Below are 26,628 nucleotides of genomic sequence, written 5' to 3' on the forward strand. Positions count from 1 at the left end.
TGCCTAAGGCCTATTCACCACTGCCTAGTCCTCTGCCAGCCGATATCCAGCAGTCCCAGCCGGCCCAGCTCCCGGTCCATGGCGCGGGCGACATCCTTGCGTTCGCCGCCGATGTCGCGCAGCTCGCGGTCGGAGAGATCCTCGACGTCCTGGTGGGCGATATTTTGCTGGGTGAGGTGGACCGCGACCCGGGCGTGACGAAGCCAGTCGAGCACGGCGCGCAGCCAGGCCGGCCTAGCAATCGGTGCGTTGAAAGCGATGGTGGACATGGTGTGATCCGTTCCTCCGGATATCAAATCCGGTTTGATGGTGTTTCGATTGCACCCATCATGCCGGATTGAAAGACAAAGGAGAAACGAGTAGTTTTCTCCATATCATCAAGTTTTATTTGGAGATCGATTGGCCCGCCTGCTGCCTGGAACCCGTGCCTTGAGGACGCTGGAGGCGGCGGCCCGGCACCTCAATTTCACCCGTGCCGCGGACGAGCTTGGGCTGACGCCGGCGGCGGTCAGCCATCAGATCAAGGAAATCGAGGATCAGCTCGGCATCGTGCTGTTTACCCGTACCAGCCGCACCATCCGGTTGACCGAGGCAGGCACGGTGATGTTCGAGGCCTCGCTCGATGCGCTCGACCTGCTCAACCGGGCGGTGTCGCGGGCACAAAAGATGACGCGCGGCATGGCGCTCCTGAAAATTACGCTCGACCCGCAGTTTGCGACCAAATGGCTGATGCGGCGTGTCGACGATTTCCGCAAGCATCAGCCCGGGATCGAACTTCGCTTCGACATCACCTATGAGGTGCGCGATTTCGATCGCGACGACGTCGATATCGGCATTCGCTTCGGCACCGGGAAATATCCGGGCATTGTCAGCCACCGGCTGTTCGACAACATCATCATTCCGGTGTGCAGTCCGGCTTTGCTGACCTCCGGTCCCCCGCTTCGGGAGCCGCGCGATCTGTTTCGGCACACACTTGCCCATATCGTATGGGCGCGCCAAGGCGTGACCTGGCCGAACTGGCGCATGTGGATGGCGGCGGCAGGCATCGACGATTTTGATGACAGCCGCACCATCGTTTTCGGCTCTTCGTCAGATGCGGTGCAGGCGGCGCTCGACGGCAATGCCGTGGCGCTCGCCGATTTCGCCATGGTGGCCAACGACCTGTCGGAGGGACGGCTGGTGCGGCCGTTCGAACTCGGCCTCAAGGTCGCGGCCGAATTCGCCTATTTCCTGGTCTATCCGGCAGGGTCGGCAAACGACGCCCGGATCATCGCGTTCAAGGACTGGATCCTGGGCGAAGTCCACAACCCGCAACCGGATCCGACGCGGCGGACCTGGGACGAGTTGTAGGTCAGCCAGGGACGACAGGCGCGCCGAACCAGCCGATCACCGCGCCGATGATCAAAAGCACGCCGAGCCAGTGGCCGCCATCGATCAGGGTCAGGTCCCAGCCGAAATTCTCATAACGGTGGTTGGCCGTCAGCGTCGTGGCGACGAAGCCCAGCCAGAGGACGAAGCCGAAAACCAGGCCGGCGGTAAGGGCCGGCTCGCCGCCGGTCATCGCGCCGACCACCAGGGCCACGACCAGCGCCATGATCAGTTCGGCGATGAAGGAGATGACGAAGGGCAGTTTCGATTTGCTCATCGTTGCCGGATCGAGCTTGGCCGCCTTCAGCCACGGCTTGCTCAAGCCCATGTACCAGACGGCGCCGAACAGCCACGCCACCACGGCCGCGACAACGACCGCCAGCCAGTTCACTGCCGAAAAATCCATAAAGTCCTCCCCTCGAGCATGTCGCCCAAAAGCGTGAGCGGTTTGGGACAACGACATGCATATTCTTCAAATCAATGCGCGATGGAACGCCTGTTCGGCAGCGCCGTCAAGCGAAGCGCCAGACCGTGGTGCGCTTGACCAGCGCATCCTCCAGCGCCCGCGTCACCGCCACTTCGTAGACGGCCAAAGGCTCCAGTCCGGCCTTCGGCATGTAGGAGCGGCCGGGATCGCCGACGAGGATGTCTGCGCCGCGCGCCTTCAGCGTCGAAAACCACGGCATCAGCGTGTCGGCGAAGGATTTGTCGTAGAAGACGTCGCCGGCCAGGACCACGTCCCAGCCGACATCGGTGCCGATGCAGTCCGTGCCGCAAAACTCGATGGCAACGCCGTTGGCCTCGGCATTGAGGCGGATCGCCGTCTCGCAGAACGGGTCGATGTCGGCGGCGATCACTTGCGCAGCACCAGCCTTGGCGGCGGCGATGGCGACAAGCCCGGAGCCGGAGGCGAAGTCGAGTACGCGTTTGCTGCGCACTGCCGCAGGGTTGTCGAGGACATAGCGGGCAAGGCCCTGGCCGCCGGCCCAGGCAAAGGCCCAGAAGGGTGGCGGCAGGCCGATTTCGGTCAGTTCGTCCTCAGTCCGCTGCCAGAGGTCATGCGCCTCGTCGGCAAGGCGCAGAAGAATTTCCGGCACATGCGGCGGCGCCATCAGCGCCGTGTTGTCGAGAATGAACTTTTTCGCGCTGTTCGGCGTGAGGACCGTCACGGAGCCGGCGTCAGGCCGCCCATGTGGCAGACTTCCTTCCATTCGGCCGGAGTCACCGGCTGTACGGAAAGCCGCCCGAGCCGCACCAGCGCCATCTCGGCGAGCTTGGGATTGGCTTTGACCTGTTCCAGCGTCGGCGGGTTCGGCACGTCCTTGAAGGCGCGGATGTCGACGCATTCCCAGCGCGGATCGTCGGTGGTGCTGTCGGGATGGGCCAGCGCGCAGACTTCGGCAATGCCGACGACGGTCAGCCCCTCATTGGAGTGGTAGAAGAAGCCGAGATCGCCGATCTGCATCGCCTTCATGTTGTTGCGCGCCGCATAGTTGCGCACGCCGTCCCATTGCGTGCCGGCCTTGCCCTTGGCCTTCAGCGCCTCGAAGGAAAAGACCGAAGGTTCGGATTTGAACAGCCAGTAGTTCATGTCTTTGCTCCTCCTTGGCGTGGCCGGAATTAACTAGCCGCCGGCTTGTTGAAGGTCCAGTTCCACTGGCGGATTTCGACTGTTTCAAACAGCCCTGCCTTAGCATAGGGGTCGGCGGCCGACAGCGCCTGCGCAGCGGCCAGATCCGGCGCCTCCACCACGACGAGGCTACCGTTCGGCTTGCCGTCGGCATCGAGGAATGGGCCGGCGAAGGCCAGTTTCTTGTCGGCGTTCAGGCCTTCGAGAAAGGCGACGTGGACGGGCCGCGTGTCGACGCGTACCTGCAGGCTGCCGGGCTTGTCCTTGCAAATCAACGCAAACAGCATGTTTTCAAAACTCCGGTTTGGGATTACCACTACAGTCCGCCTTGAACTGCCGAAACCGCGTTTTTGCTTATATGGTGCCTTCGGGTCAATGCTAAATGACGATCTATCGTGTTGGATCTCCGCCACCGCTCAAGGCCAAGGCATTGAAATGATTGGCCCACTTGAGTTGACGAAAGTCACAGACGATATCGCTTCATCCGAAAGAGTAAACTCAGGCAACAGGGCTGCATTGCGAAAAAATATAGCGCCAAGCCTTCGCGATTACTGCTTGTGAAGACTCGACTGAATATTTCGTAAAGTCAAAAATAATCAATTTTCGATACACTCCCAGCGGGTTGTGAGAATGGGCTGGTTCTTCCAGGACGCCTGAACAGAGGACGCAATGGAGAACATCGCGGGTGACATGACAGTCAGCATCGACAACGCCACGCCTGCTTTCACGGCCAGCATGGAGACCGAGTGTGTCCTCGTCTCTGCAATCATTCCTTGCCTGAACGAGGAATTGACGATTGGCATCTGCATTCGCAAAGCCTTCGATGCCTTCTCGAGGCGCGGCATCAAGGGGGAAGTCGTCGTCGGCGACAATGGCTCCACGGATAGGTCGGTGGAGATTGCACAACAGTTGGGAGCGCGGGTCGTCCATCAGCCGGTAAAGGGCTATGGCGCGGCAATCAGCGCCGCGGCTCAAGCAGCCGAAGGCAAATATCTCATCATGGCCGATGCCGATGATTCCTACGACTGGAGCCAACTCGGCGATTTCATCGATGCGTTGGAACTGGGTGCGGAATTTGTCATGGGCAATCGGTTCGCCGGCGGTATTGAGCCGGGGGCCATGCCGCTATTGCATCGCTACCTGGGCAATCCCGTCCTGTCCACCATCGCTCGCTGGCTGCACAAATCTCCGATCCGCGACTTCCATTGCGGCATGCGCGGTTTCACTCGAGAGGCATTTCAGAAAATCGGCGCACGCTCGCCGGGAATGGAATTCGCCTCGGAAATGATCATCAATGCGCATCGCGCTGGGCTCGCCATTCGTGAAGTGCCGATCAAGCTCTACCCCGACAAGCGCAACCGCCCGCCGCATCTGCGTTCCTTCCGCGACGGTTGGCGCCATTTGCGGCTCATTATTGCTCACGCGCCGGACACGCTCTACCTGGTACCTGGCCTAACCCTGCTGGTGACGGGCATTGTCGGCCTGGCTTTGCTTTCGTCCGGCCCGATTCAGGTTAACGGGCATTATTTCGGCATCCACTTTGTCGCACTTGCGTCCATGGCAACGCTCATTGGACTGTCCGCAACACTGCTGGGCATGTTGGCTAAAGTGGCCATCGCCATCTATCACCCGGTTCAGAAGGGACGCGTCGTCCCCTGGCTTAAACGAGGACGCCCTTTGGAATGGCTGGTTGGCGGAGGTGTCTTGATCTTTGCCGGAGGGTTCGCGGTAAACCTGCTCCTCGCTCTCCAATGGTTGCTTGTCGACGAACCGATGGAGCAGTCCGTGCACCTCATATTCACCAGCAGCACTGCGTGCGTGGCTGGCGTGTTGATGACTCTGTCCGGTTTCGTGCTGAAGCTGCTGCTTGATAGTCTTGGCGATCCCGCTTCTTTCCGAAAGTAAGCTCGCAACATGAAAGCAAGCAGGGCTTCTCCGCGTATCTGGGACACTGACTGGCTGATATTGCGCGCGCTCGCCAGGCTGCTCAAAGAGCAGGCACGCGCCCATGTCAGACCGGAAACACTGATGGTCGATCTGGGTTGCGGCGACATGCCCTATGCCGGGATGATGCGGGAGATGCGGATCGACTATCGTGGTGCGGATATCGACGATGGCGGATCGCTGCGGATCGACGAGAACGGCCGGGTGCCGCTTGCCGACGGCGCCGCGGGCGCTGTCCTCTCCGTCCAGGTCCTGGAACATGTACGCGACCTCGACGCTTATTGCGCCGAAATCAGCCGGCTGCTGCGCGATGACGGTGTTCTGTTGTTATCCACGCATGGCACCTGGCTGTATCATCCCCACCCGGAAGATCATCGCCGCTGGACACGAACAGGCCTGATTGCCGATCTCGGGGATCGCGGCCTGGTTGTCGAGGACGTCAAGGCGATCGCCGGTCCGCTGGCCACGACCACGCTGATCCGTCTGACCGGCTTTGCCTTCTTCCTGCGCCGCATCCCGCTTGTTGGCGGCGCTTTCGCGTCGCTGCTGGCCGTGCTCATGAACCTGCGCGCGCTGCTGGAAGACACCATCACGCCAGCGTCGATACGCGACGACAATGGATGTGTGTTTCTCGTTCGGGCACATAAGGCGATCGTATGAACATGCGTGCGCCTTCCACTTACGTCGTTGTGGCGGCGCTGTGTCTGGCGCTCCACAACGCCGTGATGATACTTTCGGATCGTGCTGGATCGCCTTTGTGGCTGGCGGTCCTGTTGTCCTTCGGGATTGTAGCGGCAACCGGCTACGCCCTGCATGGCGTCTTCACGTTCCGCCAGCCTTTGGCCATGCCCGGCTTTGCGAGATATGTGCTGGCGATGTCGGCCAATGTTCCGCTGGCGTTCATCTTCACCTGGTTCTGGCGCGACTGGACAGGCCTGGCGATGCCTGTCGCGTCGCCGCTTGCGTCGATCTGCATGCTGGCGATCAACTTTGCACTCAGCCGCTGGGCGATCGGCGCGCCAAAATCCACGTCAGTCAGAAACCCATGAATTCCCAGATGACGATGCCCTCCATCGATCCGCACCTCCTGCAGCGTATCATGTCGCGCCATCTCGCCATGTACCGGAGCAAAGTGCCGTTCTACCAGGCCACGATGCTCGACAGCTTGCGGCAAGTGTGGGCTGGCGATCATCGCAGGCTGCTGGATGTCGGTGGAGGCACAGGCGTGATTGCGCAAGCCATGTCTGAGCTGTTTCCGCTGGAAGAAGTACAAACGGTGGATCTTGTCGACCGTTTCTGCCCTTCGTTAAGTGTGTCCACGCGCCAGTATGACGGCAAGACGTTGCCCTTCAGGGACGATGCGTTCGACGCGGCAACGCTCAACAACGTCATGCATCACGTGCCGCTTGCGGCGCGAGCAGCGCTTCTCAGGGAGATCCGGCGGGTGGTGGATGGACCGCTCTATATCAAGGACCATGAAAGCCGCCATGTGATGGATCGTCTACGCCTCATGGCAATGGACGCCATTGGAAACATCCCGTTCGGCGGAATGGTCTGGGCGCGCTATCTTGATCGTGCCGAATGGGAGAGGCTCGTCGCCGACAGCGGCTATCGAATTGCCGCACGCGCGGCGCCGTTGCGATATCGTAAAGGCCTGTACGGATGGCTGTTTCCGAACCGCCTTGAAGTGACGCTCCGTCTGGAGCGGGTTTGACGGGCAAGCCCTTGCGGATTTTGACGGTAAGCCATTTCTTCGAGGCGCATGGCGGCGGCATAGAACGCGTCGCCGGGCATCTTTGCCGCCGGTTCGCGGAAAACGGCATCGAAGCGTCCTGGGCTGCAAGCGATGCCGATGCACCGCCCGAGGGAAAAGTGCATGCGGTGCCGATTGCCTGCCTCCAGGTGATGGAAAAACGCAACGGCCTGCCGATGCCCATACCTCGTATGCGAGGAATAGCGGAATTGGCGCGCGCAGTGCGCGGCAGCGACTCAGTGGTGATGCATGATGCGCTCTACGCCACGTCGATCCTGGCAATGGTGGCGGCCAAAATTTACCGCAAGCGAACAGTGCTTGTTCAACACATCGCCAGCGTTCCGTTCTCTTCGCGCATCCTGCGCTTCGCGATGGCGCTCGCAAACCGTCTGGTGACGCGGCCTATGCTAAGGGCGGCGGATGCCCGCGTCTTTATCAGTGACACGGTGCGCCATGAGTTGCTCGGAACGCCCGCGCGGAACTCTTACAGGCTGCTTTTCAACGGCGTTGACCACAGCATTTTCCATCCATCGCGGGACTCGACCGGCGATGGGGGCTCTCCGGCGCGAGGACGTCGCGTTCTTTTCGTTGGCCGTTACGTCGAGAAAAAGGGACTGTCGGTGATCCGCGCGCTAGCGACCTTGCGGCCCGATCTCGAATTCTCGCTGGCGGGCGCCGGCTCGATCAGGCCCGGCGCCTGGCGACTTGCCAATGTTCGTGACCTCGGCACCCGGACGCCCGTGGAGTTGGCGGACCTCTATCGCACGGCAGATCTCTTGCTGCTGCCAAGCGTCGGTGAAGGGTATCCGCTTGTCATACAAGAGGCGATGGCCTGCGGCCTCCCGGTGATCTGCGGCGCTCCGGTCCACCTTGCCGACCCCGATGCAGCGGTCTGGCTGCGTGGCGTGAACATCGACCTCAGAGATCCCCTGGGGTCAGCGCGTCGTTGCGCCGACGCGATCGACGGCCTTGCCCTGACTGCCGCCGAGCGTGATGCGATGGCTGCCCATGCCCTGGCGCACTACGATTGGGAAAAGATGGCCCGCAGCGTCATCGCCTTGGCGTGCAATGGCCAAGCGGCGGCACCGACCGAGAACCGGCAAGGGAACGTTGCCGATGAATGACCGGGCCATCGTGAAAACCGACACCAGAAACGGTGATTTTTTCGGTATTGCCGAACGCCCGGCCATCATCGGCCTGAGCGTTCTGATTGCACTGAAAATCATCCTTCTTTTCGCGCTGGCCTATCGCAGCCGGTTCGTCATGGATGAGTTCGGCCAAGTCGGTTACGCGAAGTATCTCGGGAACGGCCTGTTTGACACTGTCCAACCGGCCAAGGCGGTAGGTTTCACGATTTTTTGCAAGCTGGCCATTCTCATTGGATGGGATGCGACGTCCATCATGTTCGTGGGGCGCTTCCAGATGGCGCTGCTCGCCTGCGCGACCATCGCGATGATTTACGCATGCGCACGCGCGCTCGGTCAGGACAGGCCGCGCGCGTTGGCGATTGTCCTGATCCTGCTGTGTTTTTCCAACGTCATGGAACGAATTTTCCGCACGATCTCGGAACCGCTGGCGCTGTTCTTCGCGGTAGCGGCGCTGTTGGTGGTCATCAGCGGGAATTCGGCAAGCGCGAGACGGATTGTCTTCGCTGGCATCCTTAGCGGCCTCGCCTTCCTGACGACCCAGAAATCCATCTACTTCAATGTCGCGCTAGGCATGGGATTGCTCGTCAACGCTTTTATTGCACGACAATACGGAGCGGGGATCAAGCGTAGCGCAGCCCTGGTGCTGGGCTGGATTGTGCCCATCGCCGCGTATTGCGTCATATTTGGCGGCGCCGACCCGCTCCCGATCGCCCGAGGCCTGATATTCGGCCCAGTTGAAGTCGCGAGCCGCGGCGGCGTCGAATATGGCGGCTTGCGACGTTTTGTGCTCCAGACGCTCGTTCACAACGCAGTCCTCTATGCATTCTGCTTTGGCGGAATCGTTCTTGGGTTGGTGCGTATCGGAGCGTTGGAAGAGAGACAGCGGATCGCGCTGACGTTCACCGCCGTCATCACGGCCCTGGTTTTCGTTCATGATCAGCCTTGGCCTTATGTCTTCATCATGGCCCTGCCATTCATGGCGCTGTGGTCGCTTGGAGTGCTCGATCGCAACGCGGCTGATGCATTGCCCGTGCGTTTGGCGGGGGCGTTGCTCGCGATTGCCGGAACGTTCAGCTACATCAGCAACGTCCTGTATCTGCGCATTGACAACCAGGCGCAGCTTGCGCTGATCGCCCGCGCCGAAGCGCTGGTCAAACCTGACGAGTTCTATTTCGACGGCATCGGAATGCTGCCCAATCGACAGGAGCCCTCCACCCTGTGGCTCGACAAGTACTATATTTTGAAAACATTGCGGGAAGGCAGCGAATCGGAAGCGTACAAAATCCTCTCGAACGCTCCGCCAAAGGTGATCATCTGGTCATATCGTATGGATTGGATCGATCCTGTGATTGCCCCCTTTATCCGCGACAGCTACGTCCAGATCGCTCCCAACATCAGAATGGCCGGCCGCCGCCTTCAGTCCGGTCGTCTGGACGTTTTCAAAGTGCCTGTCGCAGGACGATACAACCTGTATACGACGAACGGGCAGCTTGCAGATGGCGAGGTCGAGATTAATGGCGCCCCGCGGTCCTTGCCTTTGTCCTTGCAGGCCGGTGTCAGCGACGTTGTTCTGCGCAGCGGTCCGGCCGAGGCATTGCTGCTTCCGGAAGGTAATTACGAAAACCTAATCGTCGCCGGCGAGGACAATGCCGAGCTGTTCACGGGAGTTTACAATTAAATATCGGTTTCGGTCTTCAGCGGCCGGGTCATCAATGCCGTCACAGCCTGCCGAATGGTGATCGTGCCATCCAGTATCGCCGACACGGCAGCGATGATCGGCGCGTCGATGCCGCGCTCGATGGCGATGCGGGCAGCAATCCCAGCTGTCGGGACGCCTTCGGCCAGCGGCAGGCCGGCCAAGGGTTTGCCTTGTCCCAAGGCCAAGCCGTAGGCGAAATTGCGCGATTGGGCGGAAGAACAGGTGAGCAAAAGGTCACCAAGGCCGGAAAGCCCCATCAGCGTCTCCGGTTTTGCGCCGAAGGACGCACCGATGCGGCGCAGTTCGACGAAGCCGCGCGTCACCATGGCGGCCTGTGCGCTGGCGCCGAGCCCGGCGCCGGTGACCGCACCGGCGGCGATGGCAAAGACATTCTTCAAGGCGCCGCCGATTTCGACGCCGATCAAATCGTCGCTGGAATAGCAGCGCAGGTTTTGCGCCGAAAAGCGGCCGGCAAGCTCGGCCGCCAAGGCATCGTCGCGGGCGGCGACCACGACAGCGGTCGGCAGACCCCTGGCGACATCGGTGGCAAAGCTCGGACCGGACAGGGCCGCGACCGAAGCGCCCGGCAGGATGTCCGCGACGATTGCCGACAGCAGCGCGCCGGTGTCGCGTTCGATACCCTTGGCGCAGAGAACCAGCGGGACGCCTTGCGGCATATGGGGCTTTGCCGTCGTCAGCATGGCGCGCAGCGCTTGCGCCGGCGCTACCGCCAGCACGCAATCGGCGTCGTCAAGGGCCGCGCCGATATCGCTGGTCGCCGCGATGCCGGGCTCGATGGCGATGCCGGGGAGATATCGCGGATTCTCGCCGCGGCGGATCGCGGAAACCGTTTCTTCATCGCGGGCATAGAGTCGGACATCATGGCCGGCGCGCAGCATGGCCAGCGCCAGCGCGGTGCCCCAGGCGCCGCCGCCGAGCACGGCGACGCGCCAACCGGTCTTGTCCCTGTCGCTTGTCTTGCTGGCGCTCATGCTTTCGCTCCGCGCCGGCCGGAGCCGACCATCGGCGCCGAAATGCCGTCCAGCGGCCAGCGCGAGCGCGGCACGAAATCGAAGCCGTTTTCCTCGGCCATGCCCGCCCGCAATCGCTCGATGCCTGCCCAGGCGATCATCGCTGCATTGTCGGTGCATAGTTTCAGCGGCGGCGCGACAAAGGCGAAGCCGGCCTCGGCGCACTGCTTCTGCAGCGTCGCCTTGATCGTGCTGTTGGCGGCGACGCCGCCGGCAACGACCAATGAGGGCGTGGCCTTATCCGGAAACTCCTGGCGGAAGCGGGCAAGCGCGCGTGAAACGCGGTCGCCCAGCGCATCGGCCACCGCCGCCTGGAACGAGGCGCAGATGTCGGCGACGTCCTGCTCGCTCAGCGGCTGGATGGCTGTTGCGGCCTGGCGTACGGCGGTCTTGAGGCCGGAGAAGGAGAAATCAGGCTGCGCCGAGCCTTTCATCGGCCGTGGAAAGGCAAAGCGCGTCGCATCGCCCGTGGCCGCAGCTTTCTCGACATTCGGACCGCCGGGATAGGGCAGGCCAAGCATTTTCGCCGTCTTGTCGAAAGCTTCGCCGAGCGCATCGTCGATGGTGGTCGCCCAGCGCTGGTAGTCGCCGACGCCGCGCACGGCGACGATCTGGGTGTGACCACCGGAGACCAGTAGCAGCAGATACGGAAAGTCGAGCCCGTCGGTCAGCCTTGCGGTCAGCGCGTGGCCTTCGAGATGGTTGATGGCGATCAGCGGCTTGCCGGCCGCCGCGGCAATCGCCTTGGCCGTCATCAGGCCGACGATTAGCCCGCCGACAAGGCCGGGGCCGGCGGTGGCGGCAATGGCGTCAATGTCGGCAAGCGTTGTGCCCGAATCGGCAAGAGCCGCCTCGACAATGCCGTCCAGCGCCTCGACATGGGCGCGCGCCGCAATCTCCGGCACGACGCCGCCAAAGGCGGCATGCTCCTCGATCTGGCTGAGCACGATGTTGGACGAAATCACCGGCGCGGAAGCGCCGTCCAGCGTCACCACGCTGGCGGCGGTCTCGTCACAACTCGTCTCAATGCCCAGAACGCGGATCAATTCGTCGCTGTCTCCAGAGATTGTGTCGCCGGACGTTCCTCGTTAGAGGGAGTGCCGGAAACGCAAAGCCAGCCGGGGGTTATCACGGACCGCGCGCCATGCAAACTTTGAAAATCGGAACACGCGGCAGCCCGCTGGCCCTGGCGCAGGCGCATGAAACGCAAGCGCGGCTGATGGAAGCGCACGGCATGCCGGCGGAAGCGTTCGAGGTCGTCGTCATCTCGACCAGCGGCGACCGCATCCAGGACCGGCCGCTGTCGGAAGCCGGCGGCAAGGGGCTGTTCACCAAGGAGATTGAAGAGGCGCTGCTGGCCGGCACGATCGACATCGCCGTCCATTCCTCCAAGGACATGCCGACGGTGCTGCCGGATGGGCTTGAGCTTTCCGCCTTCCTGCCGCGTGAGGATGCGCGCGATGCCTTTATCGGCAAGGCGGCGAAAAGGATCATCGACCTGCCGCAGGGCGCCAAGGTCGGCTCGTCATCGCTGCGGCGCCAGGCGCTGATCCGGCGCATGCGGCCGGACCTCGATGTCGTGATGTTCCGCGGCAATGTGCAGACCAGGCTGCGTAAACTGGAAGAAGGCGTCGCCGAAGGCACTATCCTCGCCCATGCCGGGCTGAAACGGCTCGGGCTCGGCCACGTCATTACCGATCTGATGCCGCTCGATGCCTTTCCGCCGGCGCCGGGGCAAGGCGCGATCGGCATCGAGACCCGCATTGGCGACAGCAAGGTCGAAAAGATGCTGGTGGCCATCCACGACGTGCCAACGGGCCAGGCGCTGGCCTGCGAGCGCGCCTTCCTGGCGGCGCTCGACGGCTCTTGCCGCACGCCGATCGCCGGCTATGCGACCGTAGCGGGCGGAAAATTGGTTTTCGCCGGGCTGATCATTTCGCCCGATGGCACGCAATCGCATGAGGTCAAGGCCGAAGGCCTGGCGCTGGATGCCGCTGACATCGGCACGGACGCTGCCAGGATGGTACGGGTCAAGGCCGGCGAAACCTTCTTCGACGGCTGGGTCTGACATGCGTGTCCTGGTGACGCGGCCACAACCCGGGGCATCGCGTACCATGCGACGGCTGCAGGAGCTGGGATTTGAGCCGATTCTTTTGCCATTGACCGAAACGGTGGCGCTGCCAGTCGCTGCAAACGCCGAAGGCGACAACGTCGCGGCTGTTGCAATCACCAGCGCCAATGCCGTTCGCCATGCGCCGAAAGAGCTCATCGCCGCGCTTGCTGCCTTGCCTTGCCACGCCGTCGGCCACAGGACGGCTGAAGCGGCGCGTGCGGCAGGGTTTTTGTCGGTCAGTGAGGGGCCGGGCGACGCCGATAAGCTTGCGGAAGCGATTGGCGCCGGCCTTTCCGGCAAGGCGATCGTCTATCTCTGCGGGCTTGTGCGGTTTCCGGCCTTCGAGACGCGGCTGCGGGAGGCCGGGGTCGAGGTCCGCCCCATCGAGACCTATGATACGATTTCGCTCGACTATTCCGACGATGAAATCCGTACGCGCCTGTCCGATCAGGCGGTCAATGCGGTGCTGCTCTATTCAGCCAAGGCGGCGGCGGCGTTGCACGCCTTGGCCAACCGTGCGGAACTGCGCGATCTCTTTGAAACCACGCGAATTTTTGCCCTGTCCGAGCGCATCGCATCGTCGCTTGGCGGTGGCGCCGGCAAAAAAATTCAGGTTGCGCGGGAACCGCGGGAGGAGGCGCTGCTTGAGCTGTTGCGTGACGGCGACTGAGCCCCGTGTCATCACGCCGCCCCTTTTCACCTGATGATGATGTGCTAGACCACTTTTCAAACCATCACGCGCCATCGGGCGCCCAGACGAAGCAGGATTGCGGAGCCCAGGCATGGTCAAGACGCCGAAGATGCGACATTCGAAAAATCGCCGCGAGCCGGTGACCATCGAACTCGAGCCCGGCGCCGTCTCGCGCATTGTCGACGCGGATGCCGCCAATGCGGATGAAGTCGAGGCCCCGGCCGATTCGGTTACGGCCGAGGAAGCGGCTACCATGGCCGATGCGCAGGCGGAGACGCCTGACGAGCCCGTTCATGCCGACCAGGCCGATCTCGAGCCGTGGGAGCATTCCGACGCTGCCGCGCCGGAGAGCGATGCCAAAGCGTCCGCCCAAGCCGAGCAGCCTTATCCCGCCGCCTCGGACGCGCCACCGCGCGCCAGGACCTCCGATTACAGTTTCGAGGATGCCTCGCCCAAGCCGAGTGCACCTAAGGAAACGCCAAAGACAGCCGGGAACCAGCCCATGGCAGCGCAGCCGAAGCGCACGAGCGGTATTGCTGCCGGCATCATTGGCGGTGTCATTGCGCTGGCCGCCGCCGGCGGGCTACAGTTTGCCGGCGTACTCGGCACTCCGGGGTCGGGCGGTGGCGCGGTCTCGCTCGACGGCGTCAATGGCGAGATCGCCTCGCTGAAGAGCGAAATCGCCGACCTCAGGGAAGCCGGCGGCAATGGCAATGCGGCGGCCAAGGTCGACGGGCTGTCGTCGGCGCTGGATCAGGTGAAAGCCGATGTCGCATCGCTGAAATCGGCGGTCGAAAAAGGCGGCGCCGGCGACAATGCCGGGCTTGCCGCGCTTGGCGACAAGGTCAAGCAGATAGAGACGGCCGTCGCCGCCCTCGGCCAGGCTGGCAGCACGGCGCCGGTCGATCTCGCGCCGCTCAACGAAAAGCTTTCGAGTCTCGATGCGCTGGTGAAATCGGCCGACGAGGCGGCCAAGGCGCAGGAAGGCAAGATCGCTGCACTTGAACAGTCGGTGACGCAGCTCTCCGGCAAGGTCGATGCGCAGGCCTCGCAGCCGAAGATCGCAATGGCCATCGCCGCTTCGGCCCTGAAGGCGGCGCTCGACCGCGGCGCGCCGTTCGCCGCCGAGTTGGAGACGTTCGCGGCGATCTCGCCCGATGCGCCGCAGATTGCAGCGCTGCGTCCCTATGCCGAAAAGGGCGTACCGACCCGCACCGAAATCGCCGGCGAGGCCGATGCTGCCGCCAATGCGATGGTCGCTGCCGCGACGCCGGTCGACGAAAATGCCGGCTTCTTCCAGAACCTTTTGTCGAGCGCCGAATCGCTGGTCAAGGTGCGGCCGATCGGCGCCGTCGAAGGCGCCGGCGCGCCCGAAACCGTGGCGCGCATGGAGGTGGCGGTCAATCAGGGCGATTACGCCAAGGCGCTCAGCGAATATGCGACGCTTCCGGATGCGGTCAAGGCGGCGGGCGTCGACTTTGCCGGCAAACTGAAGGCACGCATCGAGGTCGAGACGCAGGTCGACGCGCTGATTGCGGGCGCGATGAAGGCATGAGGACGACACGATGATCCGCATTCTCATCTTCCTAGCCGCCGTCTTCGCGCTCGGCCTCGGCTTTGCCTGGCTGGCCGACCGGCCCGGCGAGATGGTCGTCACCTTCAACGGCTACCTGTATCAGGTCAGCCTGATGGTGGCGGCGGTGGCCATCGTTGCCGTCGTCGCCGCGGTGATGATCGTCTGGTGGTTGATCAAGTCGCTGTGGAACAGCCCCTACACGATCTCGCGCTATTTTCGCGTGCGCCGCCGCGACCGCGGCTACCAGGCGCTGTCGACCGGCATGATCGCCGCCGGCGCCGGCGATGGCGCACTGGCGCGCAAGAAGACCAAGGAAGCGGCCAAGCTGATCCGCTCCGACCAGGAACCGCTGATCCATCTGCTCGAAGCGCAGGCCTCGCTGCTCGAAGGCGACCATGAGGGCGCGCGCGAAAAGTTCGAGGCCATGCTCGACGATCCCGAAATGCGGCTGCTCGGCCTGCGCGGGCTCTATCTCGAAGCCGAACGGCTGGGCGACCGCAACGCGGCGCGCCACTATGCCGGCCGCGCCGCTGCCGTGGCGCCGCAACTGGCCTGGGCCGCCGAATCGACGCTGGAAGATTTGACCGGGCGCGGTGACTGGGACGGCGCGCTGAAGCTGGTCGAGGCGCAGAAATCGACGCGGCAAATCGAACGCGACGCCGCCAACCGTCGCCGCGCCGTGCTTTTGACCGCCAAGGCGCAGGCGCTGACCGACAGCGATCCCAATGCGGCGCGGACAGCGGCAGTCGAGGCCAACAAACTCGCGCCCGATTTCGCCCCGGCCGCGGTTGCCGCGGCCAATCTTCTGTTCAAGCAGAACGATATCCGCAAGGGCTCTAAAATCCTCGAAGCCGCCTGGAAGGCGGAGCCGCATCCGGAAATCGCCGAGCTCTACACCCATGCAAGGCCGGGCGATGCGGTGGTCGACCGCCTCAACCGGGCGAAGAAGCTGCAGGAGCTGAAGCGCAACAACGCCGAATCGTCGATGACGGTGGCGCGCGCCGCGCTCGACGCGCACGATTTTTCCACCGCCCGCCGCGAGGCGGAAGCGGCGATCCGCATGGATCGCCGGGAAGGCGCTTACCTGCTGCTGGCCGATATCGAGGAGGCCGAGACCGGCGACCAGGGCAAGATCAGGCAATTGCTGTCCAAGGCGGTCAGGGCGCCGCGCGATCCGGCCTGGGTCGCCGACGGCGTCGTTTCCGAACGCTGGGCGCCTGTGTCGCCGGTCAGCGGCAAGCTCGACGCCTTCGCCTGGCGCGCGCCGATGGAGCGGCTCGGCCAGCTCATCGACAGCCATGAGGAAACGCCGGCGGCCAATGTGCCGGTGCTTGAGGCCCCCGCCAAGCCGGCAAAGGAAGCCGAGGTGATCGACCATCCGGCCCTAGCCAAGACGATCAGCGAGGCGCCGACCGAGCCGAAGTCTGCCGTGGGCGACGACCATGTCACGCCGATCACCGCCGCTGCATTCGCCGCGGTGCCGACGGATGCCGAGCCCGTCGAGCCTGCCGAAGAACTGACACGACTGCCGGATGATCCCGGCGTCGACCCTGAAGACGAAGCAGAGAAATCACCGCGCCGGTTCCGCCTGTTCTAATCCCTGACCTGATGTGAGCACCATGTTCGAACGCGTTCTGGCCTTCCTGAAAGACCTGCCCTCCGGGGCCGGGGCTCGCGCCAATGCGGACGATCCACGCGTCGCCGCGTCAGCTTTGCTCTATCATGTGATGAATGCCGATGGCGTGCGCCAGGATGTCGAATGGGAGCGGTTCAAGCAGGTGCTGGCTGAGAGCTATTCGATCAGCGGCGACGAGCTCGATGCGCTGGCTGCCGCCGGCGAGCGCGCCGACAATGAGGCGATCGACCTCTATGCCTTTACCAGCGTGTTGAAGCGCCATCTCGACGCCGACGCGCGAAAGGCTTTTATCGGCCTGATGTGGGAGATCGTCTATGCCGACGGCGAACTGCATGAGCTGGAGGACAATACCGTCTGGCGCGTCGCCGAATTGATCGGCGTGGAGCGCCACGACCGCGTCGAGGCTCGCCGCAAAGCGGCGGCCGCCGCGCCCGGCGCCAGCGGAACGTCGAGCGACGAATAGGATCCTGCCCTTCCATGCCGCCCAGACCGAGCTCGAAACCGAAAATCCTGATCGTGCTGCATCAGGAGACTTCGAGCCCCGGCCGGGTCGGCCACATGCTGCTCGAGGAAGGTTTCGATCTCGACATCCGCCGGCCGCCGCTCGGCGACAGCCTGCCGGAGACGCTCGAGGGGCATGCCGGCGCCGTTGTGTTCGGCGGGCCGATGAGCGCCAATGACGAGGATGAGTTCGTCCGCCGCGAGACCAACTGGCTGAACGTACCGCTGCGTGAGAACCGGCCCTTCCTTGGCATCTGCCTTGGCGCGCAGATGCTGGCCAACCATCTCGGCGGCAAGGTCGAGGGTCATGGCGAGGGGCTGGTCGAGATCGGCTGGTATCCGCTGAAGCCGACCGAGGCCGGCAAAAAGCTGATGCACTGGCCCGACATGGTCTACCAGTTTCACCGCGAAGGCTTCTCCCTGCCCAGGGATGCGACCCTTCTGGCGACCGCCGAAACCTACCCCAACCAGGCCTTTCGCTATGGCGACAATGCCTGGGGCATCCAGTTCCATGGTGAGCTGACAAGGTTGATGATGCAGCGCTGGGTGGTGCGCGGCGCACACCGCTTCGAACTGCCAGGCGCGCAGCCCGGCCGCGACCATCTCGGCGGACGACTGATCTGGGACATGCATCTCAAGCGCTGGCTCAGCGAATTCCTGGGCCTGATCTTCGGCAAGCCGGCTGCGGGATAGAATAAGATCCCATTACCCCGACGCCGCGAATTCGTGACCCTACTCGGCGGCCGTCTCCGGTGGCGCCTCTGCCGGCGCCGAAGGCTCGGCCTCTGCACGGGGCTTGCGCCGTGAAACCAGCGACCTGAGCGTGACGTAGAACACCGGCGTCAGGAACAGGCCGACGAAGGTGACGCCGAGCATGCCGGAGAACACCGCGGTGCCGAGCGACTGGCGCATTTCCGCGCCCGGGCCGGTTGCGATCATCAGCGGCACGACGCCGAGGATGAACGCGAAGGCGGTCATCAGGATCGGCCGCAGCCTGAGCCGGCAGGCTTCGACGGCAGCCTCGGCGACCGACAGGCCGCGTTCTTGCGCCTGCCGCGCGAATTCGACGATCAGGATCGCGTTCTTGGCGGCAAGCCCGATCAGCACGATGAGGCCGATCTGCACGAGGATGTTGTTGTCCAGCCCTCGCAAAGACACGCCGAGCAACGCCGCGAGCACGCCGAGCGGCACCACCAGCACAATGGCGAACGGCAGCACCCAGCTTTCATATTGCGCCGCCAGCGCCAGGAACACGAACAGCACCGACAGTCCGAAGATATAGACAGCGGCATTGCCGGTGTTGCGTTCCTGATAGGCGAGCTCGGTCCATTCATAGGAGGTACCGGCCGGCAGTGTCTTTGCCGTGATCCCTTCCATCAATGCCAGCGCGTCGCCCGTGGAAACGCCGGGCGCGGCGTTGCCCTGCAGCGGCACCGAGACATACATGTTGTAGCGCTGGACCAGCGCCGGGCCGGTGACATCGCGGATCTCGATCAACGTGCCGAGCGGAACCAGCGCGCCGGTCGCCGAGCGCACCTTCAGTTTCAAGATGTCGGCGCGATCGAGGCGGAACGCCTGGTCGGCCTGCGCCCGCACCTGGTAGACGCGCCCGAAAGCGTTGAAGTCGTTGACGTAGGCGGTGCCCAGATTGATCGACAGCGTCTCGAAGATGTTGGGGATCGGCACGTTCAGGATGCGCGCCTTGTCGCGATCGATCGCCAGGAAGAATTGCGGGCTCGACGCGGAGAAGGTGGTGAACACGCCTGTCAGCCCCGGCGTCTTGTTGGCCTTGCCGGCGATTTCGTAGGCAAGCGCCAGGATCTGCCGCATGTCGGCGCTGTTGCGCTCTTGGATCTGCAGCTTGAAGCCGCCGGCATTGCCGACGCCGCGGATCGGCGGCGGCGGCAGTGCGATAATGAAGGCTTCCTTGATGCTTTGCAGGCTGCCGAACAGATTGCCGATGACCTGGGTCGCCGACTGGCCGGCTTTCAGCCGCTCGTCAAACGGCTTGAACCTGGCGAAGATCACGCCCGCGTTGCTGGCGTTGGTGAAGGTCGCGCCGGAGAAGCCGGCGAAGGCGACTGCGTAGTCGACGCCTGGCGTTTTCTGGATGATCTGCGACGCCTGCTGGATGACCGCATCGGTCCTCGACAGCGAGGCGCCGTCCGGCAACTGGATGACGACGATCGCATAGCCCTGGTCGAGCGACGGAATGAAACCGCGCGGCACCGTTTGCACCATGTAGACCGTGGCGCAGATGAGGGCTACGAAAACGGCCAGCATGGCGGCGATCGTTATCCGCGAGCCGACCAGCACGCGGATGATGCTCGAATACCAATGAGCGAGCCTGTCGAAGCCGCGATTGAAGCCGTCGGCGAGCGCTCGTCCGAACCGCGCCAGGAAAAAGCGCGGCGGCGCCGCCGCGGCGTGGTGCGGCTTGAACAGCAATGCGGCCAGCGCCGGCGAAAGCGTCAGCGAATTGAATGCCGAGATCGCCGTCGACACCGCGATGGTGATCGCAAACTGCAGGTAGAACTGCCCGGAAATGCCGGGGATGAAGGCCGTCGGTACGAACACGGCTATCAGCACCAGCGAGATCGCGATGACGGCCGTTCCGACTTCGTCCATGGTCAGGTGCGACGCCGGATTGGGCGCCAGCCCTGTGGCGATATTGCGCTCGACGTTTTCGACCACGACGATCGCATCGTCGACGACGATGCCGATCGCCAGAACGAGGCCGAACAGCGTCAGCATGTTGAGCGAGAAGCCGGCGGCGTAAAGCACCGCCAGCGTGCCGATCAGCGACACGGGGATCGCCACGATCGGCACGATCGCCATGCGCCACGATTGCAGGAAGACGATGATGACGATGATGACCAGCACCATCGCCTCGAGGATCGTCTTGTAGACCTCCTGGATCGACTCGGCGACGAACTCGGTCGGATTGTAGACGATGTCGTAGCTCAACCCCTTCGGGAAGTCGCCGGAAAGCTCCTTCATCTTGTCCTGGATCTCTGCGGCTGCGGCGAGCGCATTGGTGCCCGGCCGCTGGAAGATGGCGAGCGCCACCGCCGGTTTGCCGTTGAGATAGGAGTTGGTGACGTAATCCTTGGCGCCGAGCTCGATGCGCGCCACGTCCTGAAGCTGGATCAGGCGGCCGTCCTCGGTCGATTTGACGATCACGTATCGGAAGTCGCGTGCGTCGTTGAAGCGGCCTTGCGTGGTGACTGTGTACTGGAACGCCGTGCCGGTGTTGGTCGGCGGCGCGCCGATCGAGCCGCCAGACACCTGGACGTTCTGGTCGCGCAGCGCCTGCACCACATCGCCCGAGGTCATCCCCAGGGCGGACAGTTTTTCCGGATCGAGCCAGATGCGCAGCGAATATTCGCGTTCGCCGAAGATGATGAGGTCGCCGACGCCATCTAACCTGAGCAGTATGTCGCGCACCCGCGAGCGGGCGTAGTTCGAGACGTAGAGCTGGTCGTAGGTATTGTCGGGCGACAGCATGTGCACGACCATCATCAGGTCGGGCGAGCTCTTGATGGTGGTGATGCCGAGGCGACGGACTTCTTCGGGCAGGCGCGGCTCGGCGACCGACACGCGGTTCTGCACCAGCACCTGCGCCTGGTCGAGATCGGTGCCCAGCTTGAAGGTGATGGTCAGCGCCATCGCCCCGTCGCCCGACGAATAGGACGACATGTAGAGCATGCCCTCGACGCCGTTGATCTCCTGCTCGATCGGCGTTGCCACTGTCGCTGCGATCGTCTCGGCGTCGGCGCCCGGATACTGGGCGCGAACGACGATGGTCGGCGGCGCGATCTCGGGATATTGCGCGACCGGCAGCTGGGTATAGGCAATCCCGCCGAGGATCAGCAGGACGATCGAAACGACCGATGCGAAGATCGGACGGTCGACGAAGAAATGGGCGAACCTCATTGCGGCAACCCGGCGGTTTCGACCTTGGGCGGCAACGTCACCATCTCGACCTTCACCTTGGTGCCGGGCCTGGCGTGCATCAGCCCGTTGACGATGATCGTCTCGTTGCCGGTCAGGCCCGAGCGGATCACCCGGTAGCCGTCGAGAAGCGGGCCGGTGCGCACGGGCTTCGCCGACACCATCCCGGCCTCATCCACCAGCAACACGATGCGGCGATCCTGATCGGCGCCGATCGCCTCGTCGGGCACCAGCACGCCGCTATGCGGCAGCGACCCCGGCACGTTGATGCGCCCGAACATGCCTGGCTGGAGAACGCCGTCGGCGTTGGGAAAACTTGCACGCACCCGCATGGTGCCGGTCGCGTTGTCGATCCGGTTCTCGGCAAAGTCGAGCTTGCCTTTGAATACCGCCTCCGCGCGGTCGGCGACGCGCACCACCACCTCGAGCCCGCCGGCGCCTTCCTGCATGCTACCGCCGCGCTCCTTCGCGTCGCGGGCATAGCTGAAATACAGGCGCTCATCGACGTCGAAATAGAAGTCGATCGGATCGCGCGTAACGATGGTCGTCAGCAAGGTGGAATCCGGCTGCACGAGGTTGCCGACCGACACCAGCCGGCGGTCGATGCGGCCGGACAAGGGCGCCTTGATCTCGGTGAATTCCATGTTCAGGCTGGCCGTCGTCAGCGCAGCCGTCGCGCCCTGCATCTGCGCCTGCGCCGAAAGGTATTCCCGCCGGCGGTCGTCGACCGTCGCGGTTGAGATATTGCCGGTCTTGGCGAGTTCGTCGGCGCGATCCAGCTGCATCTTGGAGAATTCGAGCAGTGACTTGGCGACGTCCACTTGCGACTTGGCGGCATCATAAGCCGCCTGGTACGGACGCTGGTCGATGGTGAAGAGCAGGTCGCCCTTGTTGACCAGTGCGCCGTCCTGGAAGCTGACCTTGTCCAGATAGCCGCTGACGCGCGAACGGATGGCGACCTGGTCGACGGCTTCGAAGCGCCCGACGAACTCGTCGTCTTCGACGATTTCACGGACCACCGGCTTGGCCGCCGTCACCACGGGTAGCTGCTGGTCCTGCGCAAACGCAGTGCTGCTGAAAGCCATGCCGAGCAGAAATGCCGCCGACACGGCGGCGCGGGCAAGCCAGCCGGCCGATCGACAGGGTCGCCCGCCCGCGTCGCGATGCAATTGCCCATTCCCTGGGGTGTCCATTTGCGTCCTCGCTCGCTGGACCCGGAGGTCGGTTGATCCGCTTCTACGCTTAAGGCTTCTCGTCGAGATCAGAGCACTGCAGTGTTGTGCATGGCAACATGATCATTTTCCATGTGGGCTGAAATGTCCACCCTGTGGCTGCCCCGCCACCTGGCTAGTCCGTCCCAGAACCGGACCGTCCGCTTCCGGCCCATCTCAGCCGTTGTCGGCGCAAAACTGATTTGGACCGAGCGCCGGATCCAGCGGCTTACTCAATCAGTTGCGGCTGTTGAGATGTCGCACCCGGCGTAGCTGCGGAAACAGCACTGCCCATAGACCAGCGACGGCGATGGCGCCGACGCCGCCGATCACCACCGCCGGCACGGTGCCGATCAGTGCTGCCATGGTGCCGGCGCGGAATTCACCGACTTCGTTGGAGGCGCCGACGAAGACCTGGTTGACAGCGTTGACGCGACCGCGCACCTCGTCGGGTGTCCACAGCTGGATCAGCGTTTCCCTGATATAGACGCTGAACATGTCGGTGGCGCCGAGCCCGGCAAGGGCCAGGATCGACAGCCAGGTGATGGTGGAAACGCCGAACAGCACGGTGAAGGCGCCAAACCCAGCGACGAAGCCGAGCATGATCTTGCCGGCATTGTCGCGCAGCGGATGCCCGGCGAGCCAGACCGCGACGCAGATGGCGCCGATGCCGGGCGCCGAGCGCAGCAGGCCAAGGCCCCAGGGGCCGAGCTCGAGAATATCGCGGGCATAGACCGGCAGCAGCGCCGAGGCGCCGGACAAAAGCACGGCGAATAAGTCGAGCGAGATGGCGCCAAGCACGATCTTCTCGCTCCAGATATAGCGGAAGCCGGCAAACAAGGTTTCCATCGTCGGCTTGTCGGTGGCGCTCTGCTGGGCGGGTTTGGGAATGGTGAAGATCAGCAGACCAGCCGCCAACATCAGCACGGAGGCAGTGGCGTACGCGGCTTCGGCCGAGACGCCGTAGAGCAGGCCGCCGGCGACCGGGCCGACAATGGTTGCCGTCTGCCAGGCGGATGAGTTCCAGGCAATCGCGTTGCCGAAATCCTCCGGCGGCACCAGATTAGCGAACAGCGACGACGAGGCCGGGCCGTAAAAGGCGCGCGCCATGCCGAACAGCGCCAGCACGATGAAGATCGGCAGCGGACTGACGAGACCATGCAGCGTGAAATACAAGAGAACAAGCGCACAGCCTGCCTCGATTACCGTCGCCAGCGCCATGATCAGGCGGCGGCCGAAGCGGTCGGCGACGACGCCGGTGACCAGCACCAGCAGCAGCGACGGCAGGAACTGGACGATGCCGACAATGCCGAGATCGAAGGGATCGCGCGTCAGATCATAGATTTGCCAGCCGACGGCGACCGACACGATCATGGTGGCGAAGGTGGTGAGGAAACGCGCCGCCCAGTAGCTCAGGAAGGAGCGGTGGCGGAAAGCGGCGTAGCGCTGCTCTGGCGGCGTATGGGAATGGGATGTCATGGAATATGGCCCCGTTGCGATGGCACTGGAGCGACGTGCGTCCACTTGGACGCACAAAGTACGCTCCAGAACTTTTTGATTTCGCATCGGCCCGAAAATCGAAACCGATTTTCGGGCCGATGCGATGCCGGCGGGGCACTTCCCGAATGGGCGCTGTTCCGGCCAATGAGACTTGATCAAAGTTCGAGGCGCGTATGCGTTATAATCGGGCCTGGATCAAGAGTTTTTCGTCCAACCCGCCTGACCGCACGCGGACGTTACTGCCTCAGCGCGGCGGAAATGGCGTCGAGGCCACCTTGCAACTCGGCCTCTTTCGGCCAGCCAAAGCCAACGCGGAAAAAGCGCTTCGGCATGTCGAACCAGTGGCCCGGGCCGACATAGGTGCCATGGCTTTCCAGCAGCTTGATGTAGAAGCGGTCGAGGTCGAAGCCGGCATCGACATTCAGCCTGGGAAAGCCGACAACGCCGCCCTGCGGCCGCACCCAGTCGACCAGGGGCTCGCGGTCGATCCAGGCCTGCACGATGTCGCGGCGCTTTGCCATATCCGGCAGCAGTGCGGCTAGGAAGGCGCCGCGGCGCTCCAGCATGCCGCGCGCAATGCCTTCGTCGATGACGCTGCCGCAGATGCCGATCTGCTCCTTGGCCGCGAGGAAGCGTTCCTGTAATTCGGCATCCCTGGTGATCAGCCAGCCGATGCGAATGCCGGGAATGCCGAAGGCTTTCGACAGTGACGAGACACTGATCGCCTTGGGGCTGAGCGAAGCCGCCGCCGGCAAGCGCTTTCCGTAGGAGAGGTCGCGATAGGTCTCGTCGACCAGCAGATGGCAGTTGTGGCTCTCGGCGAGCGCAATCAACGCATCGAGGTCGGCTCTGGCCATCATGGTGCCTGTCGGGTTGTGCGGGCAGGTGACGCTGATCAGCTTCGTGTTTGGTTGCAGCTGCGCCGCGACGCGGCCGACATCGATGGCGAAGCCTGCATCGAAGTCGAGGTCGACATAGGAGATGGCGCAGCCGATCGCCTTCGGCGTCTCGATGTTGGTGGCATAGTTCGGCCTGACCACGACGAGATGGTCGCGCTCGGACAAAAGCGAGGTCGAGATGATGAACAGGGCGCCCGCCGCCCCCGCCGTGACCAGCACATCGTCAGGCGAAATGCCTTTATCCTGCGCCGCGATCAGCGCCCGCAGCTCCTTGTCGCCGCGATGCTCGCCGTAGAACAGCGTGAGATCCGGCAGCGACAGGCCGATGTCGGAGAGTTTCTGGTCGGCGATCGAGCTTTCCGAGAGGTTGTAGCGGATGCGGTCGTAGCCGTATTCCTCCGGTGCCTCTTTCTCGATCACCATTCTGGCGTAGTTCATGGCTGCTCCCCCTGGCTTGCGCTGATATCCAAGCCACAAAAGCATGAAGCCTGCCAAGGCTCATTCGTCGGCAGGCTTCTGTTCCAGTCGTCCAAACTGTTGGCTCAGCGCCGAGTGCCTTCAGGCGTCCGAGCTGCTGCTGATCAAGCCGGGACCTTGGCCTTGCGGCCCTTGGCCTTGGCTGGCGTGGCTGCGGCGGCCTTGCGGCCGAGGCCGATCGACTTGGCCAGTTCGGAGCGCGACGCTGCATAGTTGGGGGCAACCATCGGATAGTCGGCCGGCAAGCCCCATTTGGTGCGGTAGGCCTCGGGCGTCAGGTTAAAATGGACGCCGAGATGGCGCTTCAGCGATTTGAACTTCTTGCCGTCCTCGAGGCAGATGATGTAGTCCGCCGTCACCGACCGCTTGGGATTGACGGCTGGGACCTGCGGCGGCGCCACCGGAGCCGGCGGCTGGCTGAGCCCGCCGATCGACGCCGCGACGCTGGCGATGAGATCGCTCAGGCCGGCAACGGGCAAGCGGTTCTTCTCGACGTAAGCGGACACGATATGGGCGGTTAGTTCGAGCAGGTCGATGTCCTTGTCAGAGTCGTTGCTGTCGTCGGCCAATTTATCTCTCCGTCGCTAGGGGGGTGGCGGAAACTTCCAGAGCTGTCCCGGCGGAGCCAGAAATCCGCTCTAGTCATTTGTCTTGCTGCATTTGTACGGTTGCGCCAGATGATTCCATCCGGTGCAACCGCTCTAATCGCCAAACCTGCGTAACGCAATGACTTCGTGTCGCGTCACACGTCATTTTGAACAACTATACTGAATCTTAATACTATCAGACGATGAGCGCCCTGTCGCGCCATAGTCGAAAGCCGCCTTCGAAAGCGCGCGTATTGTCGCCGCGCCTGGATTTGGCGGGCAATTCATCCAGTCTGTCGACATTGCCGCCGCCGATGACGATATAGTCCGGCTGCAGGGCCGCACGCAGCCGCTCGACGACGTCGAAAACGTATTTGCGCCATTTCTTCTTCCCGTATTTCTCCAGGCCGCGCTCGCCGACATAGTCCTCGAAACTGCGGCCCTTGCGGTAAGGCAGATGCGCCAACTCCATCGGCTGGCCGACATTGTCGAGGATCATCGCCGCGCCCAGGCCGGTACCGAGGCCGAGGAACAGCATGCGTCCGCGATCATAGCTGCCGATCGCCTGCAGCAGCGCATCGTTGACGACCTTGACCGGCTTGCCGAAGGCGGCTGCGAAGTCATAGCCGTCCCAGCCCTTGCCGAGATTGGCCGGATCGAGCGACGGCTTGTTGTTCCTGACAGGGCCGGGATAGCCCATCGAGATCACATCATAGGCCAGCCCCTCGGCAAGCGTCTTTACCGTGGCGACCATCTGCGGCGGCGTCAGGTCCGGTCCGGAATCGGCGCGCCGCTCCTCGCCGCCGGCGCTGGTGAGGATTTTTACATGCGAGCCGCCGACATCGATCGTCAGCACGATGGGTTCGGCCTCGGCCGTCGCGGGCTTGGTTGCCTTGGCCATGTCGTTTCC

General features: G+C 63.4%; 26 protein-coding genes. 13 read left to right on the forward strand and 13 right to left on the reverse strand.

Annotated elements, in window-relative coordinates; all coding sequences use genetic code 11:
* Window positions 1-14: 14 nt before the first annotated feature.
* Window positions 15-269, reverse strand: coding sequence for a hypothetical protein (locus AC1D1B_RS05525; RefSeq protein ID WP_477330056.1), 255 nt, complete (start codon window positions 267-269; stop codon window positions 15-17).
* A gap of 130 nt (window positions 270-399) precedes the next feature.
* On the opposite strand from AC1D1B_RS05525, the gene gcvA reads away from it, so the two are divergent.
* Window positions 400-1,350: a transcriptional regulator GcvA gene (gcvA, locus tag AC1D1B_RS05530; RefSeq protein WP_477330058.1), complete on the forward strand. Its 951-nt coding sequence runs from the start codon at window positions 400-402 to the stop codon at window positions 1,348-1,350.
* A 1-nt stretch (window position 1,351) separates the two neighbouring features.
* Here gcvA and AC1D1B_RS05535 read toward each other — a convergent pair whose 3' ends face one another.
* The 4 genes from AC1D1B_RS05535 to AC1D1B_RS05550 all read right to left on the reverse strand — a co-directional run bounded on the left by AC1D1B_RS05535 (window position 1,352) and on the right by AC1D1B_RS05550 (window position 3,285).
* The gene (locus tag AC1D1B_RS05535; protein ID WP_477330060.1) at window positions 1,352-1,774 is read right to left on the reverse strand and encodes a DUF1761 domain-containing protein; all 423 of its coding nucleotides are present in this window, start codon (window positions 1,772-1,774) and stop codon (window positions 1,352-1,354) included.
* A 106-nt stretch (window positions 1,775-1,880) separates the two neighbouring features.
* Window positions 1,881-2,579 (reverse strand): class I SAM-dependent methyltransferase, encoded by a 699-nt coding sequence (locus AC1D1B_RS05540; protein ID WP_477330062.1) that lies wholly within the window; start codon window positions 2,577-2,579, stop codon window positions 1,881-1,883.
* On the reverse strand, window positions 2,534-2,959 hold the full coding sequence (locus AC1D1B_RS05545; protein WP_477330064.1) for an EVE domain-containing protein: 426 nt from the start codon (window positions 2,957-2,959) through the stop codon (window positions 2,534-2,536). The genes AC1D1B_RS05540 and AC1D1B_RS05545 overlap by 46 nt, the downstream gene beginning before the upstream one ends.
* A 29-nt stretch (window positions 2,960-2,988) precedes the next feature.
* Window positions 2,989-3,285 (reverse strand): YciI-like protein, encoded by a 297-nt coding sequence (locus AC1D1B_RS05550; RefSeq protein WP_477330066.1) that lies wholly within the window; start codon window positions 3,283-3,285, stop codon window positions 2,989-2,991.
* Between the two features lie 382 nt (window positions 3,286-3,667).
* Here AC1D1B_RS05550 and AC1D1B_RS05555 point away from each other — a divergent pair, with 382 nt between their 5' ends.
* From AC1D1B_RS05555 to AC1D1B_RS05580, 6 genes are read left to right on the forward strand one after another with little or no spacing between them, the layout of a single operon-like run.
* Entirely contained in the window at window positions 3,668-4,903 is a 1,236-nt protein-coding gene (locus AC1D1B_RS05555; protein WP_477330068.1) for a glycosyltransferase family 2 protein, read from the forward strand.
* Window positions 4,904-4,963: 60 nt separating this feature from the next.
* Entirely contained in the window at window positions 4,964-5,602 is a 639-nt protein-coding gene (locus AC1D1B_RS05560) for a class I SAM-dependent methyltransferase (protein WP_477330070.1), read from the forward strand.
* A 2-nt stretch (window positions 5,603-5,604) separates the two neighbouring features.
* Window positions 5,605-5,991 carry a GtrA family protein gene (locus AC1D1B_RS05565; protein WP_477330072.1) on the forward strand — a complete coding sequence of 129 codons (387 nt, stop codon included), beginning with the start codon at window positions 5,605-5,607 and terminating at the stop codon, window positions 5,989-5,991.
* Window positions 5,988-6,656, forward strand: a complete 669-nt coding sequence (locus AC1D1B_RS05570; RefSeq protein WP_477330073.1) for a class I SAM-dependent methyltransferase — start codon at window positions 5,988-5,990, stop codon at window positions 6,654-6,656. The genes AC1D1B_RS05565 and AC1D1B_RS05570 overlap by 4 nt, the downstream gene beginning before the upstream one ends.
* Window positions 6,653-7,819, forward strand: coding sequence for a glycosyltransferase family 4 protein (locus AC1D1B_RS05575; RefSeq protein ID WP_477330075.1), 1,167 nt, complete (start codon window positions 6,653-6,655; stop codon window positions 7,817-7,819). Before AC1D1B_RS05570 ends, AC1D1B_RS05575 begins: the two co-directional genes overlap by 4 nt.
* Window positions 7,812-9,521, forward strand: coding sequence for a DUF7056 domain-containing protein (locus tag AC1D1B_RS05580; protein ID WP_477330077.1), 1,710 nt, complete (start codon window positions 7,812-7,814; stop codon window positions 9,519-9,521). Before AC1D1B_RS05575 ends, AC1D1B_RS05580 begins: the two co-directional genes overlap by 8 nt.
* Here the strand turns inward: AC1D1B_RS05580 and AC1D1B_RS05585 are convergent.
* Complete coding sequence (locus AC1D1B_RS05585; RefSeq protein ID WP_477330079.1) at window positions 9,518-10,534, reverse strand: NAD(P)H-dependent glycerol-3-phosphate dehydrogenase; 1,017 nt, start codon at window positions 10,532-10,534, stop codon at window positions 9,518-9,520. The genes AC1D1B_RS05580 and AC1D1B_RS05585 overlap by 4 nt on opposite strands.
* Entirely contained in the window at window positions 10,531-11,616 is a 1,086-nt protein-coding gene (gene tsaD / locus AC1D1B_RS05590; RefSeq protein ID WP_477330551.1) for a tRNA (adenosine(37)-N6)-threonylcarbamoyltransferase complex transferase subunit TsaD, read from the reverse strand. Before tsaD ends, AC1D1B_RS05585 begins: the two co-directional genes overlap by 4 nt.
* 101 nt (window positions 11,617-11,717) lie before the next feature.
* Here tsaD and hemC point away from each other — a divergent pair, with 101 nt between their 5' ends.
* From hemC to AC1D1B_RS05620, 6 genes are all read left to right on the forward strand, one after another.
* Window positions 11,718-12,641: a hydroxymethylbilane synthase gene (hemC, locus tag AC1D1B_RS05595; RefSeq protein ID WP_477268111.1), complete on the forward strand. Its 924-nt coding sequence runs from the start codon at window positions 11,718-11,720 to the stop codon at window positions 12,639-12,641.
* A 1-nt stretch (window position 12,642) separates the two neighbouring features.
* Window positions 12,643-13,356, forward strand: coding sequence for a uroporphyrinogen-III synthase (locus AC1D1B_RS05600; RefSeq protein ID WP_477268113.1), 714 nt, complete (start codon window positions 12,643-12,645; stop codon window positions 13,354-13,356).
* Between the two features lie 112 nt (window positions 13,357-13,468).
* Window positions 13,469-14,932 carry a COG4223 family protein gene (locus AC1D1B_RS05605; protein WP_477268115.1) on the forward strand — a complete coding sequence of 488 codons (1,464 nt, stop codon included), beginning with the start codon at window positions 13,469-13,471 and terminating at the stop codon, window positions 14,930-14,932.
* Between the two features lie 10 nt (window positions 14,933-14,942).
* Window positions 14,943-16,550, forward strand: coding sequence for a heme biosynthesis HemY N-terminal domain-containing protein (locus AC1D1B_RS05610; RefSeq protein ID WP_477330081.1), 1,608 nt, complete (start codon window positions 14,943-14,945; stop codon window positions 16,548-16,550).
* A gap of 22 nt (window positions 16,551-16,572) precedes the next feature.
* Window positions 16,573-17,052 (forward strand): tellurite resistance TerB family protein, encoded by a 480-nt coding sequence (locus AC1D1B_RS05615; RefSeq protein WP_477330083.1) that lies wholly within the window; start codon window positions 16,573-16,575, stop codon window positions 17,050-17,052.
* A gap of 14 nt (window positions 17,053-17,066) precedes the next feature.
* Window positions 17,067-17,783 (forward strand): glutamine amidotransferase, encoded by a 717-nt coding sequence (locus tag AC1D1B_RS05620; RefSeq protein WP_477330085.1) that lies wholly within the window; start codon window positions 17,067-17,069, stop codon window positions 17,781-17,783.
* A gap of 39 nt (window positions 17,784-17,822) precedes the next feature.
* Here AC1D1B_RS05620 and AC1D1B_RS05625 read toward each other — a convergent pair whose 3' ends face one another.
* From AC1D1B_RS05625 to AC1D1B_RS05650, 6 genes are all read right to left on the reverse strand, one after another.
* Window positions 17,823-21,026 (reverse strand): efflux RND transporter permease subunit, encoded by a 3,204-nt coding sequence (locus tag AC1D1B_RS05625; RefSeq protein ID WP_477330086.1) that lies wholly within the window; start codon window positions 21,024-21,026, stop codon window positions 17,823-17,825.
* A complete protein-coding gene (locus AC1D1B_RS05630) occupies window positions 21,023-22,129 on the reverse strand; it encodes an efflux RND transporter periplasmic adaptor subunit (protein WP_477330553.1) in 1,107 nt (368 codons plus the stop codon). The genes AC1D1B_RS05625 and AC1D1B_RS05630 overlap by 4 nt, the downstream gene beginning before the upstream one ends.
* A 363-nt stretch (window positions 22,130-22,492) precedes the next feature.
* On the reverse strand, window positions 22,493-23,734 hold the full coding sequence (locus tag AC1D1B_RS05635) for an MFS transporter (RefSeq protein ID WP_477330088.1): 1,242 nt from the start codon (window positions 23,732-23,734) through the stop codon (window positions 22,493-22,495).
* 257 nt (window positions 23,735-23,991) lie between these two features.
* On the reverse strand, window positions 23,992-25,092 hold the full coding sequence (locus tag AC1D1B_RS05640; protein WP_477330090.1) for an aminotransferase class I/II-fold pyridoxal phosphate-dependent enzyme: 1,101 nt from the start codon (window positions 25,090-25,092) through the stop codon (window positions 23,992-23,994).
* Window positions 25,093-25,235: 143 nt separating this feature from the next.
* Window positions 25,236-25,700 carry a Ros/MucR family transcriptional regulator gene (locus AC1D1B_RS05645; RefSeq protein WP_477330092.1) on the reverse strand — a complete coding sequence of 155 codons (465 nt, stop codon included), beginning with the start codon at window positions 25,698-25,700 and terminating at the stop codon, window positions 25,236-25,238.
* 214 nt (window positions 25,701-25,914) lie between these two features.
* A complete protein-coding gene (locus tag AC1D1B_RS05650) occupies window positions 25,915-26,619 on the reverse strand; it encodes an ROK family protein (protein ID WP_477330094.1) in 705 nt (234 codons plus the stop codon).
* Window positions 26,620-26,628 lie beyond the last annotated feature (9 nt).

This window comes from Mesorhizobium sp. P2_C5_2 (assembly GCF_056404535.1).

What these genes read in the sequence shown, in the direction of transcription:
- AC1D1B_RS05525 (WP_477330056.1), bottom strand. Translation starts at nt 269, where the DNA reads ATGTCCACCATCGCTTTCAACGCACCGATTGCTAGGCCGGCCTGGCTG.
- AC1D1B_RS05535 (WP_477330060.1), bottom strand. Translation starts at nt 1,774, where the DNA reads ATGGATTTTTCGGCAGTGAACTGGCTGGCGGTCGTTGTCGCGGCCGTG.
- AC1D1B_RS05540 (WP_477330062.1), bottom strand. Translation starts at nt 2,579, where the DNA reads ATGGAAGGAAGTCTGCCACATGGGCGGCCTGACGCCGGCTCCGTGACG.
- AC1D1B_RS05545 (WP_477330064.1), bottom strand. Translation starts at nt 2,959, where the DNA reads ATGAACTACTGGCTGTTCAAATCCGAACCTTCGGTCTTTTCCTTCGAG.
- AC1D1B_RS05550 (WP_477330066.1), bottom strand. Translation starts at nt 3,285, where the DNA reads ATGCTGTTTGCGTTGATTTGCAAGGACAAGCCCGGCAGCCTGCAGGTA.
- AC1D1B_RS05555 (WP_477330068.1), top strand. Translation starts at nt 3,668, where the DNA reads ATGGAGAACATCGCGGGTGACATGACAGTCAGCATCGACAACGCCACG.
- AC1D1B_RS05565 (WP_477330072.1), top strand. Translation starts at nt 5,605, where the DNA reads ATGCGTGCGCCTTCCACTTACGTCGTTGTGGCGGCGCTGTGTCTGGCG.
- AC1D1B_RS05570 (WP_477330073.1), top strand. Translation starts at nt 5,988, where the DNA reads ATGAATTCCCAGATGACGATGCCCTCCATCGATCCGCACCTCCTGCAG.
- AC1D1B_RS05580 (WP_477330077.1), top strand. Translation starts at nt 7,812, where the DNA reads ATGAATGACCGGGCCATCGTGAAAACCGACACCAGAAACGGTGATTTT.
- AC1D1B_RS05585 (WP_477330079.1), bottom strand. Translation starts at nt 10,534, where the DNA reads ATGAGCGCCAGCAAGACAAGCGACAGGGACAAGACCGGTTGGCGCGTC.
- hemC (WP_477268111.1), top strand. Translation starts at nt 11,718, where the DNA reads ATGCAAACTTTGAAAATCGGAACACGCGGCAGCCCGCTGGCCCTGGCG.
- AC1D1B_RS05600 (WP_477268113.1), top strand. Translation starts at nt 12,643, where the DNA reads ATGCGTGTCCTGGTGACGCGGCCACAACCCGGGGCATCGCGTACCATG.
- AC1D1B_RS05605 (WP_477268115.1), top strand. Translation starts at nt 13,469, where the DNA reads ATGGTCAAGACGCCGAAGATGCGACATTCGAAAAATCGCCGCGAGCCG.
- AC1D1B_RS05610 (WP_477330081.1), top strand. Translation starts at nt 14,943, where the DNA reads ATGATCCGCATTCTCATCTTCCTAGCCGCCGTCTTCGCGCTCGGCCTC.
- AC1D1B_RS05615 (WP_477330083.1), top strand. Translation starts at nt 16,573, where the DNA reads ATGTTCGAACGCGTTCTGGCCTTCCTGAAAGACCTGCCCTCCGGGGCC.
- AC1D1B_RS05620 (WP_477330085.1), top strand. Translation starts at nt 17,067, where the DNA reads ATGCCGCCCAGACCGAGCTCGAAACCGAAAATCCTGATCGTGCTGCAT.
- AC1D1B_RS05625 (WP_477330086.1), bottom strand. Translation starts at nt 21,026, where the DNA reads ATGAGGTTCGCCCATTTCTTCGTCGACCGTCCGATCTTCGCATCGGTC.
- AC1D1B_RS05630 (WP_477330553.1), bottom strand. Translation starts at nt 22,129, where the DNA reads ATGGCTTTCAGCAGCACTGCGTTTGCGCAGGACCAGCAGCTACCCGTG.
- AC1D1B_RS05635 (WP_477330088.1), bottom strand. Translation starts at nt 23,734, where the DNA reads ATGACATCCCATTCCCATACGCCGCCAGAGCAGCGCTACGCCGCTTTC.
- AC1D1B_RS05640 (WP_477330090.1), bottom strand. Translation starts at nt 25,092, where the DNA reads ATGAACTACGCCAGAATGGTGATCGAGAAAGAGGCACCGGAGGAATAC.
- AC1D1B_RS05650 (WP_477330094.1), bottom strand. Translation starts at nt 26,619, where the DNA reads ATGGCCAAGGCAACCAAGCCCGCGACGGCCGAGGCCGAACCCATCGTG.